Consider the following 19,195-nt stretch of genomic DNA (forward strand, 5'->3'; position numbering starts at 1 on the left):
GCAGCCGGCCTGGGCCCGTCAGCGGGGCAACGCCTGCTGGAGTTCCGCGCGCAGCGCCGGGGTCAGCATCTCGCCGGCCTGCTTGGCCAGCCGGGCCATCTCGTAGCCCACCACGCCGATGTCCGCGTCCGCGCCGGCCAGGGTGGCCAGGATCGACCCGTCCCGGATCTGCATCACCAGGAAGTAGCCCCGGCCCATCTCGACGACGGTCTGCTTGACCACGTCCCCGTCGAACATCTGGGCCGCGCCCGCGGTGATGCTCATCAGCCCCGACGTCACGGCGGCCAGCTTGTCCGCGTGGTCGCGGGGCAACTGCGCCGAGATCGCCACCAGCAGACCGTCCGAGGAGACCACCACCGCGTGCGCCACCCCGGGCACCCGCTCGGCGAACGCGTTGACCAACCAGTTCAGGTCACGCGCCTCCTGGCTCAGTGTCATCACTGTCGTCCCCCTTCGCTGCGCACACCCGGCGGCAAGATTAACTCGGTGGTCTCCTCGGCCTCGGCACGGCGCACGCCGCTGTAGAGCCGGGACAGCATCCCGCCCACCGCCTCCGGGTCCAGGTCCTCACGGACCCGGGACGACGGCGGCCGGGCCGGCTCGGTCACCGCGGTCAGCTGGGCCATCGGCACCCGCACCGGCAGCCCCCGGTCGTTGGTGCCACCGGTGACCGGGACCAGCGGTGGCGCCGGGGTGCCCCCGCCCAGGGTCGCCGGCGACGACGGGGCCGGGCCCTGCCGGGACCACCAGCCGCCGTCGGCCGGGGGAGCCGGTGTCCGCACGTCCGCGACCCGGGCCGGGAGCTGGTTCGGCGGCGACGAAACCGGGCGACGGCCCGCCACCGGCAGCTCCGCCGGGGCCACCCCGCCGGGGCCGGGCCACTGCGCCGGACGCGAGGGTGGCCCGACCGGACCGGACGGCGACCCCCCGGCCGGGCGGGCCGGCAGGCCGACGGGGGCGACCGCAGCCAACGCCCTCGACCCGGCGGACGCGGTCGGCGGTGACCCGTCCAGCTCCGGCGCCGGGGCGAGCAGGGCCGCCGGCAGGGTCAACCGGGCCACCAGCCCCTGCCCCTGCGCGATCAGCCGCACCCCGACGCCGTGCCGGGCGGCCAGGTGGCTGACCACGAAGTGCCCCATCCGCTCGACCGCCGCCACGTCGGCCACCGGTGGCTCCGCCAACACCGCGTTGGCCTGCGTCAACGCCGTCGGACTCATGCCGAGGCCGGCGTCGGCGATGTCCACCACCGCCCCGCCGCCCTCGGCCCACGCGGTCACCCGGACCAGGGTGTCCGGCCGGGAGAAGGCCGTCGCGTTCTCCAGCAGCTCCGCCACCAGGTGCACCAGCTCCCCGACGGCGTGCCCCACCACGTACAGGTCGGCCACCGACTCGTGGCGGACCCGCTGGTACTGCTCGATCTCGGCACTGGCCGCGAGCAGCACCGCACCCAGCCGCACCGGTCGGTTCCACCGGCGGGTCGACTCGGTGCCGGCGAGCACCAGCAGGCTCTCGTCGTTACGGCGCATCCGGGCGGCCAGGTGGTCCAGCTTGAACAGGTTCTCCAACTGGTCCGGGTCGGCCTCCTCCCGTTCCAGCTCGTCCAGCAGCTCCAGTTGCCGCTCCACCAGCACCTGGCTGCGCCGGGCCAGGTTGACGAACATCGCGTTGACCGTCCGGCGGGTCTCCGCCTGCTCCACCGCGACGCTGACCGCGCTGCGGTGCACCGCCACGAACGCCTCGGCCAACTCGCCGATCTCGTCCAGCGAGCGGACCACGGCCGGCGGCACGTCGATCGCCGGCACCCCGCCGTCGACCGTGCGCAGCCGCTTCAGGGCGTGCGGCAGCTCCACCTGGGCGATCCGCAACGCCTGATCCCGTAGCCGCTGCATCGAGTTCGCGATCGACCGGCCGACCAGGACGGCCAGCAGCACCGCCAGGGCCAGCACCACCACGATGCCGCCCAGCACCAGCAGGGTGGTGCGCAACTGGGCGCCGCTGACCTCGTCGGCCCGGGCCACCGCGTCGTCGAGCACCCGGCCCTCCAGCTGTCGCAGCTGTTCCTGCCGCTGCTCGCTGGCCGTCCACCACTGGTTGGCGGGCAGCACCGCGGGCAGGGCCGTGCCGCCGGTGCTGATACTCCTCTCCTCCAGCCGGGTGGCGTCCACGAACGCCCCCGTCCGCGAGGTCCGGTCGTACGCCTGGATCTGGGCGGTCGTCGCGGCCACCCGGAACGCGCCCAGCGCGGCGAGCTGCTGCGCCCGCAGGTCGGCGAGGTTGACCTGGTCCTCCAGGCCGTACCGGCCGGCCCGGGAGGCGGCGTACAACTGGCCCCTGATCCGTGAGGACAGCTCCTTGACCCGGGCCAGCTGCACGTAGCGCAGCACCGCGTCGGTCAACTCCGGACGGTCCGGCCCCGGGCTCGGCTCGGCGAGCAGGCCGAGCAGCGCCTCCACCGCCCGGTGGTAGTTGCCCAGGATGGTGTCGCTGCTCAGCACCGCCGGCGGCACCGCCGAGCGGATGTAGACCACCTGGTCGTACGCCTCCACCGCCTCGGCGTAGGCCACCTGCCAGGCGGCGTCGGAGTCGGCCAGCGGCCCGGCCGCCTCGCGCAACGCCCCGAAGGCCGTGTCGGTGGCGGCGTGCAGCGGCCGGAGCGCGACCAGCGCCGCGTCCCGGTCGGCGGCGCTGCCCGCCCGTCTCAGCGCGGCCAGCTCACCGGCGGTACGGTCGCGTTCCTGCTGGAGCCGGTCCACCGCCGTGGTGATCTGCTGCCCGATGCCGACCTGCCGGGCGAAGTCGTTGAGCGCCGTGGTGCGTCCCACCAGCCCCGCGGTCTGCACCCCGGCCAGCACCAGGAACGCCACCGACGGGATGACCAGGACGGTGGCGAGCTTGGTGCGCATCCGCCAGTCCCGCAGCCGCAACGGCGAACGTCGCCGGTGCGGCACGACCCGCTCGTCGAACCGGTTCCGACCCGGCGACTCCGCGCTCGGTGTCGGGTCGGGACCTGCGTCCACGTCTCGCCTCCTCGGTCCCCGTCCCCACGACGGGGGGCCGGGTCCATCCAACCAGGCCAGACGCCCATGTCAACGCCTCGACGGCGCATCCGACAGGGCGGAGGCGCCTGCTGCGGCGGCCGAGGTCGGTAAGGGGTCCTCCTCCGTACGGCCGGTTCCGGCGAGCCGGTCCGCGTCGGGCACCCGACCCAGCGCGACCAGCGCGGCCCCGGTGGCCCCGATCTCCCGCTCGGCGCGGTGCCGGACCGGACGCGGCGCGAGCGCGGCGGCGAACGCCGTACGCCACCACGCGGAAGCGGTCACCGCTCCCCCGCCGAGCACCACCTCGACTGGTGCGTCGACACCGGACTCCAGCACGGCGAGGTCGTCGGCGACCATCCGGCACAGCCCGGTCATCAGCCCGGCGAGGATGTCCACGCCGGTGCTGGAGAAGCTGAGCCCGCGCAGCTCACCCGAACCGGCCGGGGCCAGGCCGGGGGGCCGGTCCCCGCCGAGGCGGGGATTGGCCGGCAGCACGCCGTCCGGTGCGATCCGGGCCAGCGCGGCGTCGAGATCGGGCCCCTGCGGCAGCCGCAGCTCCCGGTCGGCCCAGGCGAACAGGTTCCCGCCGCTGGAGTAGGCCGCCCCGGTCACCACGTGCTCGTGGTCCACCCGGTAACGCCACAGGGAGGCCGGCAGGGCTGGCAGCGGCGACCCGGCCGGAACCCGCTGGACCAGGCGTACGGCGGCCGAGGTGCCGACCGTGACCGCCGCCCGGCGGGGGTCGACGCAGCCCGAGCCGACGTTGGAGGCGGCACCGTCGCCGACCGGGGCGGCCCAGCGCGCCCCGGCGAGCTGCGGCCACCGGCGGGCGTGCTCGGCCCGCAGCCGGCCCTGCCAGTTCATCGGGGCCAGCTCCGGCAGCTCACCCGGCCGGACCCCGGCCACCGCGACGGCCTCGTCGTCCCAGGCCAGCCGGCTCAGGTCGAGCAGGCCGGTGCCGGAGGCCATGGACACCGACATGGGCGCGTCGTCGAGCAGTCGACCGAGGACGTACTCGACCAGGCCGGCGAACCGGGTCACCCCGGCCGTGCGGTCCCGCAGCCAGGGCAGCCGCACCGACCAGTAGCAGCGGTGCCACCATGCCCCGGTCCGCGCGTGGAACTCCTGCGGGTCGGCCGGGCCGGACGCCCCCGACGGCGGTGCGGCCCGGGTGTCCAACCAGGTCAGCACCGGGCCGAGCGGGTCACCGGAGCGGTCCAGGGGCAGTACCGAGTGCCACTGCGCGCAGACCGCGACCAGCCCGACGTGGCGCAGGTGACCGGCGGCGGCCAGCTCGTCGAGGCACCCGGTGAGGCCGGCGAGGTAGCCGGCGGGGTCCAGGGTGCCGGTGCCGTCCCCGGCCACGGTCAGCTGCACCCGGCGGCGGGCCAACGCTCCCGGCAGCGGGTCGGCGTCGGCATCGAGCACCAGGCCACGGACCGAGGAGGTGCCCAGGTCGAGAGCGAGAATGTTCATCGCGGGTCACGGTACCCGGCGGCGCGGGTGGGAACGCCCTTCCCCGGCGCGGGCGTACCGCCTAGGGTGTCGGTATGCCCGCGCACCTGACCTGCTGGTGGCCCGCCGACCCGGCGGCCGTCCCCCGCGCGTAGCTATCCACGCGGCCGCCCCACGAGGCGGCCGCCGGTCCTCCCCCGGCACCCCGGGGCCGCCCGACGACGAGGCGGCCCGACCCGGAGGAGAACCCGATGACCCACCTCTACGACCTGCTCGCCGCCGTCGCCGACGGCGTCGATCCGGGCCCGTTCGCGCTGCTGCGCCGCGACGGCGTCGACCACGTCGACCTGTTCACCGGCCCGGTCGACGTCGCCGACCGGCTCGCCGACCTGCCGCTGCCCGACGGCGCTGCGGGGCCCCGCACGCTGGCGCTGGTGCCCTACCGGCAGATCGCCGAACGGGGCTTCGCCTGCGTGGACGACGGCGTCCCGATGGAGTACCTGACCGTCACCGGGCACGCCACGCTGCCCCTGGCCGAGCTGCTCGCCGCCCTGCCGACCGGGCCGGTGGTCTGCGCCGACGCCGCCTTCGACGTCGACGACGACGAGTACGCGCGGGTCGTCGACCGGGTGCTCGCCGAGGAGATCGGTCGGGGGGCGGGGGCGAACTTCGTCATCCACCGCACCCTGCACGCCACCGTGCAGGGCACCCCGTTGGGTGCCGCGCTGGCGGCGCTGGGCCGGTTGCTGCGCGACGAGCGGGGCGCGTACTGGACGTTCCTGGTGCACACCGGCACCCGGACGCTGGTCGGCGCGAGCCCGGAACGGCACGTCAGCGTCGACGACGGGCTGGTCATGATGAACCCGATCAGCGGCACCTTCCGGCACACCGGGGCCGCCGCCGGGCGGGACGCGCTGCTGCGGTTCCTGCAAGACCCGAAGGAGGTCGAGGAGCTGTACATGGTCCTCGACGAGGAGCTGAAGATGATGGCCGGCGTCGCCGAGCACGGCGGGCAGGTCGTCGGGCCGTACCTCAAGGAGATGGCGCACCTGGCGCACACCGAGTATCTGCTGGCCGGCCGGGGCACCCGCGACGTCCGGGAGGTGCTGCGGGAGACCATGTTCGCCCCCACGGTGACCGGCAGCCCGATGCAGAACGCCTGCCGGGTGATCGCCCGGCACGAACGGACCGGCCGGCGCTACTACTCCGGGGTACTGGCGCTGCTGGGCCGCGACGCCGAGGGCCGGCAGACGTTGGACGCGCCCATCCTGATCCGGACCGCCGAGATCTCCCCCACCGGGCGGCTGCGGGTGCCCGTCGGGGCGACCCTGGTGCGGCACTCCACCGCCGCCGGTGAGGTCGCCGAGACGTACGCCAAGGCCGCCGGGGTGCTCGCCGCGCTGGGGCTCGGCCCGCAGGCGTCGACCGAGGGACCGTACCCGCCGGTGCGGTGGGCCGACGATCCCGAGGTACGGGCGGTGCTCGCCGCCCGCAACACCCCGCTGGCCCGGTTCTGGCTCGACCAGCGTGCCCCCGGCACGACGGTGCTGCCCGGGGCGGCCGGCCGGCGGGCGCTGGTGGTCGACGGCGAGGACACCTTCACCGGGATGCTCGCCCACCAACTGCGTGCCCTGGGCCTGACGGTGGAAGTGCGGCCCTGGCACGCCCCCGGCTCCGACGCCGGGTACGACCTGGTGGTGGTCGGCCCCGGACCGGGCGACCCCGGCGCGGTCGACGACCCGAAGATGGCCGCCCTGCGCACGCTGCTGACCGCGCGGCTCGACGCCGGGGCGCCCACCCTGGCGGTGTGCCTGGGGCACCAGCTGCTCAGCGGGCTGCTGGGGTTGCCGCTGCACCGCCGCGCCGCGCCCTACCAGGGCCTGCAACGGGAGGTGTCGCTGTTCGGGGTGCCGCGCCGGGTGGGTTTCTACTCGACGTTCACGGCGCGGGCGGACACCGATCGGATCGGGTCGCCGTACGGGCCGGTGGAGCTGGCCCGGGACCCGGCCGACGGGTCGGTGCACGCGCTGCGCGGGGCGACCTTCGCCGGGGTGCAGTTCCACCCGGAGTCGGTGCTCAGCCGGGACGGCCTGGCGGTGCTGGCCGAGCTGCTGGGGCAGGTGTTGGCCCGACCGGCGCTGACGGCGGGTGGCGGGCCGGTGGGCGGGTAGCGGTGGGCCGGGTGGGCTCCCGGCCCACCCGGCCCGCCGGGCGACTCAGCCGGTGAGGCCGCGCTTGATTGCGGTGCCGATGCGGACCGCCCGCTTGGCGGTCAGCGCGGTGGCCGCGAGCGCCACGTGGTCCGGGGCGACCTCGCCGTTGTTGCTGGTGTGCGAGGCGCCGTACGGGTTGCCGGCGACGAACTGGCTCGGGTCGGTGTAGCCGGGGGTCACCACCACGCCACCCCAGTGGTAGAAGACCGTGAACAGCGACAGCAGGGTCGCCTCCTGGCCGCCGTGCGAGGTGGCGGTGGAGGTGAAACCGCTGTAGACCTTGTCGGCCAGCGCGCCGTTGGCCCACAGCGGGCCGGTGGTGTCGATGAACTGCTTGAGCTGGGCGGCGATCATGCCGTACCGGGTGGGGGAACCGAAGATGACCACGTCGGCCCAGGCCAGGTCGTCGATCTCGGCCTCCATCACGTCCTGGGTCTCCAGCCGGTGCGCCTGCCAGCCCGCGTTGGAACGGATCGCCTCGTCGGGCGCCAACTCCCGGACCTTGCGCAGGCGCACCTCGGCCCCCGCCTCGCCGGCGGCCTCGCAGGCCGCCTGCGCCATCTGGTAGGTGATCCCGGTCGCGCTGTAGTAGATGACCGCAACCTTGACCTGGGCGTCCATCGTCTGTGTCCTCCTCGATTCGGATCAGCTCCGGCGACTACCCGGTGCTTGCCGGATCAAACGTCCGCCCGTGGCATGATCCGGACATGCAGCTACGTGCCGCCACCCCCGGGGACTGGCCGGCGATCTGGCCGTTCCTGCGCGAGATCGTCGCGGCCGGCGAGACGTACACCTGGCCGCGCGACGTGGGTGAGGACGACGCCCGCCGACGCTGGATGGTCGCCCCGCCCGGCCGCACCGTGGTCGCGGTGGACGACGACGCGACGGTGCTGGGGACGGCGAAGCTGGTCGCCAACCAGGAGGGTCCGGGCGACCACGTGGCGAACGCGAGTTTCATGGTCGCGCCGGCCGCGGCGGGTCGCGGCGTCGGTCGGGCGCTCGGGGCGTACGTGCTGGAGCTGGCCCGGCGGGACGGCTACCGGGCGATGCAGTTCAACGCGGTGGTCGCCAGCAACACCCGGGCGGTGGCGCTGTGGCGGTCGTTGGGGTTCGCGGTGGTCGGCCGGGTGCCCGAGGGTTTCCGCCACCCCGGTCTCGGCCCGGTCGACCTGCTGGTGATGCACCGCCGCCTCGACTGATCCGTGGCGGTGCGGGGCGTCGCCGCCCCGGCCGGTCGCTCCGGCGGGCGATCCGGGCGGCTGGCGATCCGGGCGGCTCAAGATTTGCGCAAGTTCCAGCCGGGAAGGCTCCCACGGGGGTCGGGAGGCGGATGCTGGTGGGCACGGATGCCGGGGGGTAGGGGTCACCACCGGTGACCCGGGGGGACCTGCACGGGGGATCGCGCTCCGCCGGTTCGACGACCGGCGTAGCGCGGTCAGGGGTGTCCGCCCGGTGTCGGTACCTGCTCCTATGCTGACCGGCGTGGTGGAGCTGACCGGCGACGAGGCGTTGACGTTGCGGATGACCGCGCTGGCCCTGCGGGAGCATCCGGCCGGCCGCCCGTCGGAGGTCGCCGAGGTGGTGGAGTGGTTCGGGGCGATGCAGGCCCAGGACGCGGCGAGCGGCCTGTGGTCGCTGGGGCTTCGGCTGCCCGGCCGCACCGAGGCCGACGTGCGGGCCGCCCTGGAACGCCGCGAGGCGCTGCGCACCTGGCCGATGCGCGGCACCGTGCACCTGGTGCCCGGCCGCGACGCCCGCTGGATGCTCGACCTCACCGGCGTACGGGCACTGGCCGGGGCGCCGGCCCGGCGGGCCACGCTCGGGCTGACGGAGGCCGAGGCCGACCGGGCCGCCGACGTGCTCGGCGCGGCGCTGGCCGGCGGCGGCCGGCTGACCCGCGCGCAGTGCCTGGACACCCTCGCCGCCGCCGGGGTCGACGTCTCCGGTCAACGCGGCTACCACCTGCTCTGGTATGCCAGCCAGCGGGGCGTCACCTGCATCGCCCCGCACGTGGGCACCGAGCAGACCTTCGCGCTGCTCGACGAGTGGGTCCCCGACCCGCACCGGCCCGAACGGGACGAGGCGCTGGGCATCCTGGCCCGGCGGTACTTCCGCAGCCACGGGCCGACGACCCGGCGCGACTTCACCGGGTGGACGGGCCTGACCGCCGCCGACACGAAACGGGCCGTCGCGGTCGCCACCGACGCCGGGGCGTTGACCGCCGTCCGGGTCGACGGGGTGGAGTCGTACCTCGACCCGGCGCTGCTGGACGCACCCCGGCTGCCGGTGGACGACGTGCACGTGCTGCCCGGCTTCGACGAGTACCTGCTCGGCTTCAAGGACCGCGCCCTGATGGTCGAGCCGGCGCACCTGAAGGCGGTGATCCCCGGCGGCAACGGCGTCTTCCAGTGCACCGTGGTGCGCGGCGGCCGGGTGGTGGGCACCTGGAAGCGCCGCCTCGCCCGGACCAGGGTCACCGTGACGGTGCAGCCGCTGGTCCCGCTGGACGGGCCGACCCGGCAGCGGGTCGAGGCGGCGCTGGAGGGTTACGCCCGCTTCCTCGGCCTGCCGCTGCATCTCTCCTGGTAGCTCGCCTTCCGGAGCGGCAGAGCCTTGACAGACGTCGTACGTCATACCAATACTGGCATCGATATGTATTGATTCCGTGTCCCGTCCGGCACATCGAGATGACACCGAACCGGTCGACGTGCGTGACCGCCGCCTCGACTGCCCGTCCCGTGCCAACGTCGACGCTGCGGTGGCGCCTTCACGTCCGGTCGGACGGCTCAGGTGATGAGCTGCGGTGTGACACCCCGAACCGGACGGCGGCCTTCCGGTAAGGAGACGACCCCGTGCCACCTCGCAAACGCCCGGTCCCCTGGCTGGGCACGATCCTGGCCGCCCTCGTCCTGGCCACCGTCGGCGCATACGTCGTCACGAACGCGCCGCCGGCCGCGGCGGCCACCACCGCCGGCTGCGGCAAGGCCCCGGGGCTGAACAGCGGCACCCACACCATCTCCAGCGGCGGCAAGACCCGTAGCTTCATCCTTCGGCTCCCCGACAGCTACGACAACACCTACCCGCACCGGCTGGCCTTCGGTTTCCACTGGCTGGGTGGCACCGCCAGCGCCGTGGCCTCGGGCGGGACCGACGGCTACGCCTGGGCCTACTACGGCATGCTGTCGCAGTCGAACAACAGCACGATCTTCGTCGCCCCGCAGGGCATCAACAACGGCTGGGCCAACGCCAACGGTGAGGACGTCACCTTCACCGACGACATGATCCGCGTGATCGAGAACGCGCTCTGCGTGGACACGACGCAACGCTTCTCGGTCGGGTTCAGCTACGGCGGCGCGATGAGCTACTCGTTGGCCTGTTCCCGGCCGACGGTGTTCCGTGCGGTCGCCGCTATCGCCGCCCCGGGAGAGATCAGTGGTTGCAGCGGGGGCACCCAGCCCGTGGCGTACCTGGGAATCCACGGAATCAGCGACAACATCCAGAGCGGCCGGTCACTGCGCGACAGGTGGCTCAGGAACAACGGTTGCGCCGCCCAGAACGCCCCCGAGCCCGCCCGGGGCAGCCTGACCCACATCATCACCACCTACTCGTGCCGGGCCGGCTACCCGGTGGTCTGGGCCCCGTTCGACGGCGGCCACCAGCAGGGTCCGGTGGACGGATGCGCCGGCTGCGAAAGCGGCGCGCGAAGCTGGGTCAAGCCCGAGGTGTGGCGGTTCTTCACCCAGTTCGGTTCGACCCCGCCGCCGACCAGCCCGCCCCCGACCAGTACGCCGCCGACCACCGCGCCGACCACGCCGCCGGCCGGCCAGGCGAACGTGCTGATCGCGGGCGGCCCGTCGAGCCGTTGCGTCGACGTCGCCAACTCCAGCACGAGCAACGGCGCCCGGGTGCAGCTGTGGGACTGCCACGGCAACAGCAACCAGCGGTGGACCCGTACCGCCAACCGCACCCTGACCGTCTACGGCAACAAGTGCCTGGACGCCAACGGGTCAGGCACCAGCAACGGCACCGTCGTCCAGATCTGGGACTGCAACGGTGGCGCGAACCAGCAGTGGAACCTGAACAGCAACGGGACCATCACCTCCGCCCAGTCGGGACTCTGCCTGGACGCCGTCGGCAACGGCACCGCCAACGGGACGCAACTCAACCTGTGGACGTGCCACGGAGGCGGAAACCAGCAGTGGGCCCTCCGTAACTGACGGTCCGACACCCCCGCACCACCGTGGCACGACGCCGACGCGCGGTGGCGGTCGCCTCCTTTGGCCGCCACCGCGCGTCGGACGGGTCGCACGGCCCCGGACCGGATCGCGCGACCCCGGACCGGGTCGTCACCGCTGCGGTCGACCGCGCACCCGGTGGGATCAGTCGCCGAGCGCGCCGGCCGACCGACCCTCGTGCAGGGTCAGGTTCCGTCCGGTCGACGGGTCGAACAGGTGGATCTTCTCCAGGTTGAACCAGACCCGCCGGTCCTCGCCCTCCTGCACCGGCGACTCGGCCGACAGCCGGGTCACCAGGTTGCCGCCACCGCCGCTGAAGTCGGCCCCGGCGTCGGCGGCCAACTCCTCCAGCTCGGCGGCGCTGGCCCGCTGCCCCTCGACGGTGAAGTAGACGTACTTGTCGGAGCCCATCGACTCGACGATCTCGGCGGGGGCGGTGAACTCCATCCCCCGGGCCCGCGCCTCGTCGTCGATCAGCTCGGCGTCCTCGAAGTGCTCGGGGCGGATGCCGAGGATCAGCTCCCGGGGCGCGTCGGCCCCCTCCAGCTCGCGGCGGATCCGGTCGCCGATCGGCACGTCACCCAGGGCGGTCCGCAGCTTCCCCTCCTCCACGGCGGCGTGCAGGAAGTTCATCGACGGGGAGCCGATGAACCCGGCGACAAACAGGTTGCGGGGGTGGTCGTACAGCTCCTGGGGCGGGCCGACCTGCTGGATCGCGCCACCCCGCATGATGACCACGCGGTCGCCGAGGGTCATCGCCTCGGTCTGGTCGTGGGTCACGTAGACGGTGGTGGTGCCGAGCTTCTTCTGCAGCCGGGACACCACCGTGCGCATCTGCACCCGGAGCTTGGCGTCCAGGTTGGACAACGGCTCGTCCATCAGGAACGCCTTGGGTTGCCGCACGATGGCCCGGCCCATCGCCACCCGCTGCCGCTGCCCGCCGGAGAGGTTGGCCGGCTTGCGGTCCAGCAGCGGGGTCAGCTCCAGCACCTTCGCCGCCTCCTCGACCTTGGCGGTGATGGTCTCCTTGTCGAGCTTGGCCAGCCGCAGCGGGAAGGCCATGTTCTCCCGGACGGTCATGTTCGGGTAGAGCGCGTACGACTGGAACACCATCGCGATGTCCCGGTCGCGGGGCGCCTTGTCGTTGACCCGTTCCCCGCCGATGCGCAGCTCCCCGGAGCTGATGTCCTCCAGCCCGGCGATCATGTTGAGGGTGGTGGACTTCCCGCAGCCGGACGGGCCGACCAGGATGACGAACTCGCCGTCGGCGATCTCCAGGTCGACGTCCTGCACCGCGACGGTGCCGTCGGGGAAGCTCTTGCTCACCTTGTCCAGCACGATGTCAGCCATTGTTGTCACCTATCCCTTGACGGCGCCGGAGGTCAGACCGGAGACGATGCGGCGCTGGAAGAAGAGCACGAACAGGATGATCGGAATGGTGATCACCACGGCGGCGGCGCAGATCGCCCCGGTGGGGTCCTCGAACTGCGACTCGCCGGTGAAGAACGACAGCGCCACCGGCACCGTCCGGGCCCGCTCGGTGGAGGTGAGCGTGATGGCGAACAGGAAGTCGTTCCAGCAGAAGATGAAGACCAGGATCGCCGTGGTGAACAGCCCCGGGGCGGCCAGCGGGGCGATCACCCGGCGGAACGCCTGCCCCTGGGTCGCGCCGTCCATCTTCGCCGCCTTCTCCAGGTCCCACGGGATCTGCTTGAAGAACGCCGACAGCGTGTAGATCGCCAGCGGCAGGGCGAAGGTGATGTACGGCAGGATCAGCCCCGGCCAGGTGTCGAAGAGGCCGAGCTGCCGTTCGATCTCGAACAGCGGCGACACCAGCGACACCTGCGGGAACATCGCGATCAGCAGGGACACCCCGACCAGCAGCCGCTTGCCGGGGAAGTCCAGCCGGCTGATCGCGTACGCGGCCATCGCGCCGAGGACCACCGCGATGAGCGTGGCGATCAGGGCGATGCCGATCGAGTTGACCAGGGCGCGGACGAACTGGTCGGTGTCGAAGATGCTCTTGTAGTTGTCCAGCGTCCACTCCCGGGGCCAGAACCTGCCGTCGGTGAGGGTGGCCGGGGTCTTGAACGACAGGGAGGCGATCCAGAGCACGGGGACCAGGGCGAAGACGACGACGATGACGTCGATCAGGCCCCAGCGCAGCTTCGCCCGGGTGGTGGTGTCGGCCATGTCAGCGCCTCTCCCCGTCGTCGCTGCCCGGGGCAGCGGTGCCGAACAGCTTCACGAAGACGAACGCGATGATCGCCACCGTGATGAAGATCAGCACGGACATCGTGGAGCCGATGCCGAGGTTGAGCCCCCGGATCAGGTTGTTGTAGGCGAGCATCGACACCGACGAGGTCTCGTTGCCGCCGTTGGTGAGCACGAAGATGTTGTCGAAGACCCGGAACGCGTCCAGGGTGCGGAACAGCAGCGCGACGAGGATGGCCGGCTTCATCACCGGCAGCATCACCTTGGTGAACCGCTGCCAGGCCGTCGCCCCGTCGGTGGAGGCCGCCTTGAGCAGGTCTTCGGGCACCAGCGCCAGCCCGGCCATCAGCAGCAGGGCCATGAACGGGGTGGTCTTCCAGATCTCGGCCAGCATGATGATCGCCAGCGAGCTGGCCCGCTCGGTCAGCGGGGCGCTGCCGTCGAACAGGTTGGCCAGGTAGCCGGTGCCGGGCGTCCAGGCGTACCGCCAGGAGAACGCGGCGACGACCGTGACGATGCCGTAGGGGATGAGCGCGGCGGTCCGCACGATGCCCCGGCCGACCAGGGTGCGGTGCATGACCAGGGCCAGCCCCATGCCGAGCACCAGTTCCACCGCGACGGTGACCACCGTGATCAGCATGGTCACCCCGAACGCGGTCCACCAGAACTCGTTGGTGAGCACGGTGACGTAGTTCTCCAGCCCGATGAACTCACGCTGGTCGGGGAAGCGCAGGTCGAAGCGCTGCAACGACAGCCAGACCGAATAGATGATCGGGTACGCGGTGACCAGCACCATGACCAGCGCGGCCGGGGCGCACAGCAGCCAGCCCAGTTTCCGTTCGGCCTTCTTGTTCTCGCTCAGCGGGGCTCGCCGGCTCACGGCAGGACCCCCTTGGACTGGAGCGCGTCGGAGATCGCCTCGCGCAGCTCCTTGGCGGTCTGCTCCGGCCGGATCGCCGACGGCGGCGACAGGATCGCCGACATCACCGTGGAGATGCTCTGGTACGCGGGGGTCAGCGGGCGGACCGCCGGCTCCTTCAGCTCCTCCAGGATGGTCTCCTTCATCGGGTACGCCTCGTCCATCTCCGGGTCGTCGTAGACCGACTCGATGGTCGGGGGCACCCCGTCGTTGACCGCGGAGAACTTCTGGTTCTTGGCGTCCCTGATGCACCTGGCCGCCTCGAAGGACTCCGTCGGGTGCTTGGAGTAGGCGCTGACCGCCATGTTGACCCCGCCGATGGTGACCTTGCTGGGGGTGTTCGCATCGATGCCTGGCACCCGGGCCCACGTGACCTTCTTGGCCAGTTCCGGGTCGGCCTCCTGCAACGCCGGGTAGACGAACGGCCAGTTGACCTGGAACGCGCCCTTGCCGGACTGGAAGTCGAGCCGGACGGGATCCTCGGTGGAGTTGCTGAACGACGGCGACGTCACGCCCGACGTGGCGAACCGCTGGAGCTGGTCGAGGGCCTTGACGGTGCCGTCGTCCATCACGGCCTTCTTGCCGTCGTCACTGAGGATCTTGCCCCCGGCGCTCTCGGCCAGGGTGTTGTAGAGCACCACCAGGCCCTCGTACTGCGCGCCCATGGTGAGCACCTGGTAGGGCTTACCCTGCCCCTTGAGGTCCTTGGCGACGCTGATCATGTCGTCCCAGCTCTTCGGGGCCTCCGGGACCAGGTCGCTGCGGTACCAGAGCAGCTGCACGTTGGTGTTCTTCGGCGCCCCGTAGAGCTTGTCCTCGTAGCGGGCGGTGTCCAGCGGGCCGGCGAGGGTGCCCTGTTCGACCTCGGCCTTGTCCTGGCCGGTCCACTCGCGGATCCACTTGGCGCTGGCGAACTCCTGGGTCCAGGTGACGTCGAGGCCGAGCACGTCCATCCCGGTGTCCTCGGCGGCCAGCCGGCGCACGAGCTGCACCCGCTGGTCGTCGGCCTGCCGGGGCAGCACCCGGTAGGCGATCCGGTAGCGCCCCTCGGCGCGGGTGTTGCAGTCGTCGACGACCTTCTGCAGGTTCTGCTCGGGTGGGTAGTACAGGTTGATCGTGGGCGTACCACCGCCACCGTCGTCGGCGCCGCACGCGGCCAGCGGCGCGACCAGCGCCAGCGCGGCGGCGGCCGCCCCGGCCCGGAGCGCCGGCCGACGCCGGTGTCGGGCCGTTCCGGGGTCCGTCATCGCCCCTCCCCTCTCTTCGGCGAAAACCGGGGAGGTCACCCGTGCCCCGTCATCAGGCTGGTGAAGTGCGGAAACGCGCCGCCCCGGGGTGTTCCGTGGGCCTACACTGCCCGACCTGCGAAGTCGTGAAACCTGTCGGTAACCGAAGTCGGGGCGGACGGGGCAGGCCCGCTGCGGGGCGTCACCGGCGTCCGGGTCGTGCCCGTCCGGGCGGTTTCAGCGCCGGGGTCTGGCCCAGGACAGGAAACGTTCGGTCATCCGGGCCGGGGGGTGTCCCGGGTGCAGCTGGGTGAGCTGGTTGGTCGCCTCGTGCATCAGGGTGCCGAGGTAGACCAGCAGCCCGGTGCGGTCCCTGCGGTACTCGGTGAGCAGGGCGAGCTTGGCCGGTTGGCAGGGCCACTCCCGGCCACAGTTGCGGCACCGCCACAGCGGGCGCATCGCGACGTGCGGGACCGGCGGTCGGACCACCATCACCGCCACCTCCTCGAATCGTGGGCGCGGTCGGCACCGGCCGTCGCGGCCCGGGGCCGAGCGCGTCGGCATGGGACTGGAGGGGGCCGCTCCCGCACGGGGGGGGTCGGGAGCGGCCCCGGGCAGGGCCCGCTGCCGCCCTCCCCGGCTGCCAGCGGGCCCGCCACAGGTGACAGTCTGCTGACCGGACCACTACTGTCGATACACGCTCACGCCATCTGCGCAGCTCAGCGGGATGGGTGAGCAACCACGAGCGACCCGCCGGTCCACGGTGGGCGGAAACCGGGGGTGTGATGGGGACGGCCACCGACTACGTGTTGGAGGAGTTACGCCTGTTCCGGGCGTCGCTCGCGCTCAGCCAGGAGGATTTCGGTAAGGGCATCGGCTACTCGGGGTCGCACGTCAGCTCGGTGGAGACCGGCGGCCGGGCGCCCACGAAGGAGTTCATGAAGGCCGTCGACGGCCACCACGACACCGGCGGGCGTTTCCTGCGGATGCTGGACCGGTTGGGCCGGCTCGACGCCGAGCCCGCCTGGTTGCGGGAGTGGATCGAGTTCGAGCGGGGGGCGACCACGCTGCGCTGGTTCGAGCTGGCGTACGTGCCGGGCCTGTTGCAGACCGAGCGGTACGCCCGCGCGACGCTGGCCGGCGGCCGGTTCGCCCCGGAGGACGTCGACCGGATCGTGGCGTCCCGGCTCGAACGGCAGGCGATCCTGCGGCGGGAACGCCCACCGCAGCTCATCTGCGTCATCGACGAGACGGTGCTGCGCCGGCCGGTGCTCGACCAGCCGGGGCTGATGATCGAGCAGTGCGAGCACCTGGCCCGGCTGACCGCCGAGGAGCACATCCAGGTGCACATCGTGCCGACGGACGCCGGCATGTACCTGGGGTTGGGCGGGCAGTTCATCATCGCCGAGATGCCCGACGGCGAGCGGGTCGCCTACGCGGACAACCAGCTCACCGCGCAGATCGTCGATGCGACGACCGACGTTGCTAGTCTGGCCAGAACGTGGGAGATCGTGCGGAGCGAGGCGCTCCCCCGCCGGCAGTCAGTCGAGCTGATCGAGGAAGTGGCGAAGTCATGGACATGATGACCCCGCAGTGGCGGAAGTCGACCAGGTCCGGCGGCAACGGCGGAGCCTGCGTCGAGGTCGCCGACAACCTGCCCGGTCGGGTGCTGGTGCGCGACACCAAGGACCGCGAGGGCGGCACCCTTCACTTCGACCGTACGGCCTGGACGGCGTTCGTCGGCTACGCCAAGCGGCACTGATCCGGGCGACCGACCGGGCTCCACGCACCGTCGGGAGCCTGGTCGGTCCCGGTCGCCCCGCAGGATCGACCCACGTGGGGCGCAGCAGCGGTGTCCCGGTCCGGCGGACACCGCAACATCGACCCCGTGGAGTCGATCAACCCGCGCCCCGCCCGCGTCCCCTCGGCCGACCACGACTGTCCGGATGGCGGGTGTGACGGGCTGTCCCCGGGCATGCCGGGTGCACTAGCGTTGACGCACTCACTCCACCAGGCCGGCGCGTCGCCGTCGTAGTCGATACGCCTCCGGCCGACATCAGCCTGCCCGTTCGGTGGGTTCTCCCGCGAACTCCCCCTGCGCGCCCCCGGTCCGGGCAGGATCGTCCTCAACGAGGAGGTGCCCCGTGGTGCAGGACACCCGCGCTCTCGCCCTGACGTTCGAGGTGAGCGGCCTGCCACCGGTGAAAACCGAGGCGCTGTCCCTCTTCACCGCCGGCCATCGGCAGGCGACGAGGGTACGCGCCCTGCTCGAGGCGGCCTGCGCCGCGGCCCAGCAGACCGGCTGGACGCCGTTGGCCGGGCCGGTCGAGGTCGACCTGATCCTGCGGTGCCCACCCGGGCACCGCACCTCCGACGCCAGCACCCTGCTGGGCGGGGTGTGCGCCGTGCTCCAGGACAAGAAGCGGGTGGCCAACATCGGGTTGGCCCACCTCGGGGTCCTGGTCGACGTCGCGCTCTACGCCGACGACCGGCAGATCCGCCGGTTGTCGTTCCGGGAGGAGCCGGCGGAAAACCTCTCGTACCAGGTCCGGGTGGCCGCCGCGCCAGCCGTGGTTTGACCGACGCCCGCGGTGGGGTACCGCGGACGCCGACGAAGGGAGCACCGATGTCGGAGCCACATGTCACGCTCGACCCGCGCGGGCTCGACCCGGTGCAGCAGAAGCTGCGCGGCCCGCTGGAGGATCAGCTGACCTCGGCGCTGCAGGCCGCCACCGACCGGGTCCGGGCCAACTACGCGGGCGAACCGGTCGAGCAGGTCTGCCAACAACTGCTCGACGAGACCCGTTCCGGGCTGCACCCGGACATCGCCGCCGGCTTCCGCCCCGACATGGACGAGTTCTGCCGGGTCGCGGTGGCGATCGTCCGCAACGAGATCTCCTGAACCCCCGACGGGGTCGGCGTCCGCCGGCCCCGCCGCCACCGGAGACATCCGCCCTGGCCGCAGGCTGAACCCCGGCGGGTCAGTAGCGGCCGAGGTTGGCCGCCGGGCAGATCACGATGCGCGGCGCGTGCCGCGGGTCCAGCCAGCGCAGCACCGACACCAGGTCGGTGTGGGACAGGCTGACGCAGCCGGCGGTCGGGCCGCCGGCAGGGGTGCTGAACTCGTGCAGGAAGATGCCGCTGCCCGCGTCCGGCACCGGCTTCGACACGTTCGGCGGCATGTTGTAGGTGATCACCGCGAAGTGGGTGTACGCCGGCACCTCCCGCCACAGCGCCTCGCTGTAGCCGCCCGGGTTCGTGGTGCTGTGCTGGAAGGTGTTGTAGGCCGGCGAGTCGGGGTTCTCGTTCCACCAGTCGTTCGTGACCACCCGGTGGTAGGGGAACCGGACGCCCGGGTCGGCGGCGATGCCGTACATGGTGGGGCCGAACGAATACACCCCGGTCGGGGTGGTCGCCACGCCCTCGGTGTGGTGGTCGCTGAAGCCCTTCGCGCCCACCCGGGCGGGCAGCGGGGCGGAGACGGGCACCCAGTGGCCGCCCGCCCGGTGGAACGTCTCCAGGGTGGCGTGGGTGGTCGAATAGCCGCTGCCGGTGACGATGACGACCTGCCGGGTCGCGGCGGGCAGGGTGGTCAACCCGGAGGCCCGGTTCGGTGGCGGGACCGGCCGGCCCCGGCCCGTCGCCGGGTCCGTGTCGCGCCCGTCCGTCCGGGGTGTGGTCTGCATTCCGCCGATGATCGCACCGTCGGCGGTGCGGCGGTGCCCCGCCGCACCGGGGCCGGTGTTCAGCCCGCTGGGGCGGGTGGCGCGGATCGGTGGGTCAGGGTCGGGTCCGCAACTCCCCGACCCTGACCGCCAGCCGTCCGGCCCGGCGGCGGTTCGCGCCGGTGCGGGCGCGACGGGCGGGTCAGGCCGGTACCGTCGGGCCCGGCACG

Annotated in this window: 18 protein-coding genes; 8 read left to right on the forward strand and 10 right to left on the reverse strand. The window is 72.8% G+C overall.

Features of this window, described 5'->3' with window-relative positions; all coding sequences use genetic code 11:
* Positions 1-18: 18 nt before the first annotated feature.
* The 3 genes from ACN261_RS30165 to ACN261_RS30175 all read right to left on the reverse strand — a co-directional run bounded on the left by ACN261_RS30165 (position 19) and on the right by ACN261_RS30175 (position 4,514).
* A complete protein-coding gene (locus ACN261_RS30165) occupies positions 19-438 on the reverse strand; it encodes a roadblock/LC7 domain-containing protein (RefSeq protein ID WP_240762273.1) in 420 nt (139 codons plus the stop codon).
* Positions 438-3,017: a nitrate- and nitrite sensing domain-containing protein gene (locus ACN261_RS30170; protein WP_425853447.1), complete on the reverse strand. Its 2,580-nt coding sequence runs from the start codon at positions 3,015-3,017 to the stop codon at positions 438-440. The genes ACN261_RS30165 and ACN261_RS30170 overlap by 1 nt, the downstream gene beginning before the upstream one ends.
* 69 nt (positions 3,018-3,086) lie before the next feature.
* Positions 3,087-4,514, reverse strand: a complete 1,428-nt coding sequence (locus tag ACN261_RS30175) for an FGGY family carbohydrate kinase (RefSeq protein ID WP_425853448.1) — start codon at positions 4,512-4,514, stop codon at positions 3,087-3,089.
* Between the two features lie 230 nt (positions 4,515-4,744).
* Here ACN261_RS30175 and ACN261_RS30180 point away from each other — a divergent pair, with 230 nt between their 5' ends.
* A complete protein-coding gene (locus ACN261_RS30180) occupies positions 4,745-6,664 on the forward strand; it encodes an anthranilate synthase family protein (RefSeq protein WP_425853449.1) in 1,920 nt (639 codons plus the stop codon).
* A gap of 45 nt (positions 6,665-6,709) precedes the next feature.
* Here ACN261_RS30180 and wrbA read toward each other — a convergent pair whose 3' ends face one another.
* The gene (gene wrbA, locus ACN261_RS30185; RefSeq protein WP_421483244.1) at positions 6,710-7,327 is read right to left on the reverse strand and encodes an NAD(P)H:quinone oxidoreductase; all 618 of its coding nucleotides are present in this window, start codon (positions 7,325-7,327) and stop codon (positions 6,710-6,712) included.
* A gap of 86 nt (positions 7,328-7,413) precedes the next feature.
* Between wrbA and ACN261_RS30190 the strand changes: the two genes are divergently transcribed.
* From ACN261_RS30190 to ACN261_RS30200, 3 genes are all read left to right on the forward strand, one after another.
* A complete protein-coding gene (locus ACN261_RS30190; protein ID WP_425853450.1) occupies positions 7,414-7,905 on the forward strand; it encodes a GNAT family N-acetyltransferase in 492 nt (163 codons plus the stop codon).
* 271 nt (positions 7,906-8,176) lie between these two features.
* Positions 8,177-9,295 carry a winged helix DNA-binding domain-containing protein gene (locus tag ACN261_RS30195; RefSeq protein WP_425853451.1) on the forward strand — a complete coding sequence of 373 codons (1,119 nt, stop codon included), beginning with the start codon at positions 8,177-8,179 and terminating at the stop codon, positions 9,293-9,295.
* 263 nt (positions 9,296-9,558) lie between these two features.
* Positions 9,559-10,923 (forward strand): ricin-type beta-trefoil lectin domain protein, encoded by a 1,365-nt coding sequence (locus ACN261_RS30200; protein ID WP_425853453.1) that lies wholly within the window; start codon positions 9,559-9,561, stop codon positions 10,921-10,923.
* 162 nt (positions 10,924-11,085) lie between these two features.
* Here the strand turns inward: ACN261_RS30200 and ACN261_RS30205 are convergent, their stop codons facing one another.
* From ACN261_RS30205 to ACN261_RS30225, 5 genes are all read right to left on the reverse strand, one after another.
* Positions 11,086-12,291, reverse strand: coding sequence for an ABC transporter ATP-binding protein (locus ACN261_RS30205; protein WP_421483249.1), 1,206 nt, complete (start codon positions 12,289-12,291; stop codon positions 11,086-11,088).
* A 9-nt stretch (positions 12,292-12,300) separates the two neighbouring features.
* Entirely contained in the window at positions 12,301-13,134 is an 834-nt protein-coding gene (locus ACN261_RS30210) for a carbohydrate ABC transporter permease (RefSeq protein ID WP_421483251.1), read from the reverse strand.
* A 1-nt stretch (position 13,135) separates the two neighbouring features.
* On the reverse strand, positions 13,136-14,035 hold the full coding sequence (locus ACN261_RS30215; protein ID WP_088647563.1) for a carbohydrate ABC transporter permease: 900 nt from the start codon (positions 14,033-14,035) through the stop codon (positions 13,136-13,138).
* Entirely contained in the window at positions 14,032-15,321 is a 1,290-nt protein-coding gene (locus tag ACN261_RS30220) for an ABC transporter substrate-binding protein (RefSeq protein WP_421483252.1), read from the reverse strand. The genes ACN261_RS30215 and ACN261_RS30220 overlap by 4 nt, the downstream gene beginning before the upstream one ends.
* A 216-nt stretch (positions 15,322-15,537) precedes the next feature.
* Positions 15,538-15,792 carry a flavin reductase gene (locus ACN261_RS30225; RefSeq protein WP_421483253.1) on the reverse strand — a complete coding sequence of 85 codons (255 nt, stop codon included), beginning with the start codon at positions 15,790-15,792 and terminating at the stop codon, positions 15,538-15,540.
* Between the two features lie 293 nt (positions 15,793-16,085).
* On the opposite strand from ACN261_RS30225, the gene ACN261_RS30230 reads away from it, so the two are divergent.
* The 4 genes from ACN261_RS30230 to ACN261_RS30245 all read left to right on the forward strand — a co-directional run bounded on the left by ACN261_RS30230 (position 16,086) and on the right by ACN261_RS30245 (position 18,202).
* Complete coding sequence (locus tag ACN261_RS30230) at positions 16,086-16,883, forward strand: helix-turn-helix domain-containing protein (RefSeq protein WP_425853454.1); 798 nt, start codon at positions 16,086-16,088, stop codon at positions 16,881-16,883.
* Positions 16,880-17,062, forward strand: a complete 183-nt coding sequence (locus tag ACN261_RS30235; protein ID WP_363652048.1) for a DUF397 domain-containing protein — start codon at positions 16,880-16,882, stop codon at positions 17,060-17,062. The genes ACN261_RS30230 and ACN261_RS30235 overlap by 4 nt, the downstream gene beginning before the upstream one ends.
* Before the next feature lie 385 nt (positions 17,063-17,447).
* Positions 17,448-17,879, forward strand: a complete 432-nt coding sequence (locus tag ACN261_RS30240) for a hypothetical protein (RefSeq protein ID WP_421486863.1) — start codon at positions 17,448-17,450, stop codon at positions 17,877-17,879.
* A 47-nt stretch (positions 17,880-17,926) separates the two neighbouring features.
* Entirely contained in the window at positions 17,927-18,202 is a 276-nt protein-coding gene (locus ACN261_RS30245) for a hypothetical protein (protein ID WP_421483256.1), read from the forward strand.
* 79 nt (positions 18,203-18,281) lie between these two features.
* Here the strand turns inward: ACN261_RS30245 and ACN261_RS30250 are convergent, their stop codons facing one another.
* Positions 18,282-18,986 carry a L,D-transpeptidase family protein gene (locus tag ACN261_RS30250; RefSeq protein ID WP_421483257.1) on the reverse strand — a complete coding sequence of 235 codons (705 nt, stop codon included), beginning with the start codon at positions 18,984-18,986 and terminating at the stop codon, positions 18,282-18,284.
* Positions 18,987-19,195 lie beyond the last annotated feature (209 nt).

Origin of the sequence: Micromonospora sp. WMMD723 (assembly GCF_049863385.1) — a bacterium.
Classification (GTDB): Bacteria; Actinomycetota; Actinomycetes; order Mycobacteriales; family Micromonosporaceae; genus Micromonospora; species Micromonospora wenchangensis.

Coding starts and splice junctions, on each gene's coding strand:
- ACN261_RS30245 (WP_421483256.1), top strand. CDS start 17,927: ATGTCGGAGCCACATGTCACGCTCGACCCGCGCGGGCTCGACCCGGTG.
- ACN261_RS30220 (WP_421483252.1), bottom strand. CDS start 15,321: ATGACGGACCCCGGAACGGCCCGACACCGGCGTCGGCCGGCGCTCCGG.
- ACN261_RS30230 (WP_425853454.1), top strand. CDS start 16,086: ATGGGGACGGCCACCGACTACGTGTTGGAGGAGTTACGCCTGTTCCGG.
- ACN261_RS30180 (WP_425853449.1), top strand. CDS start 4,745: ATGACCCACCTCTACGACCTGCTCGCCGCCGTCGCCGACGGCGTCGAT.
- wrbA (WP_421483244.1), bottom strand. CDS start 7,327: ATGGACGCCCAGGTCAAGGTTGCGGTCATCTACTACAGCGCGACCGGG.
- ACN261_RS30190 (WP_425853450.1), top strand. CDS start 7,414: ATGCAGCTACGTGCCGCCACCCCCGGGGACTGGCCGGCGATCTGGCCG.
- ACN261_RS30250 (WP_421483257.1), bottom strand. CDS start 18,986: ATGCAGACCACACCCCGGACGGACGGGCGCGACACGGACCCGGCGACG.
- ACN261_RS30195 (WP_425853451.1), top strand. CDS start 8,177: ATGCTGACCGGCGTGGTGGAGCTGACCGGCGACGAGGCGTTGACGTTG.
- ACN261_RS30165 (WP_240762273.1), bottom strand. CDS start 438: ATGACACTGAGCCAGGAGGCGCGTGACCTGAACTGGTTGGTCAACGCG.
- ACN261_RS30235 (WP_363652048.1), top strand. CDS start 16,880: ATGATGACCCCGCAGTGGCGGAAGTCGACCAGGTCCGGCGGCAACGGC.
- ACN261_RS30225 (WP_421483253.1), bottom strand. CDS start 15,792: ATGGTGGTCCGACCGCCGGTCCCGCACGTCGCGATGCGCCCGCTGTGG.
- ACN261_RS30175 (WP_425853448.1), bottom strand. CDS start 4,514: ATGAACATTCTCGCTCTCGACCTGGGCACCTCCTCGGTCCGTGGCCTG.
- ACN261_RS30210 (WP_421483251.1), bottom strand. CDS start 13,134: ATGGCCGACACCACCACCCGGGCGAAGCTGCGCTGGGGCCTGATCGAC.
- ACN261_RS30205 (WP_421483249.1), bottom strand. CDS start 12,291: ATGGCTGACATCGTGCTGGACAAGGTGAGCAAGAGCTTCCCCGACGGC.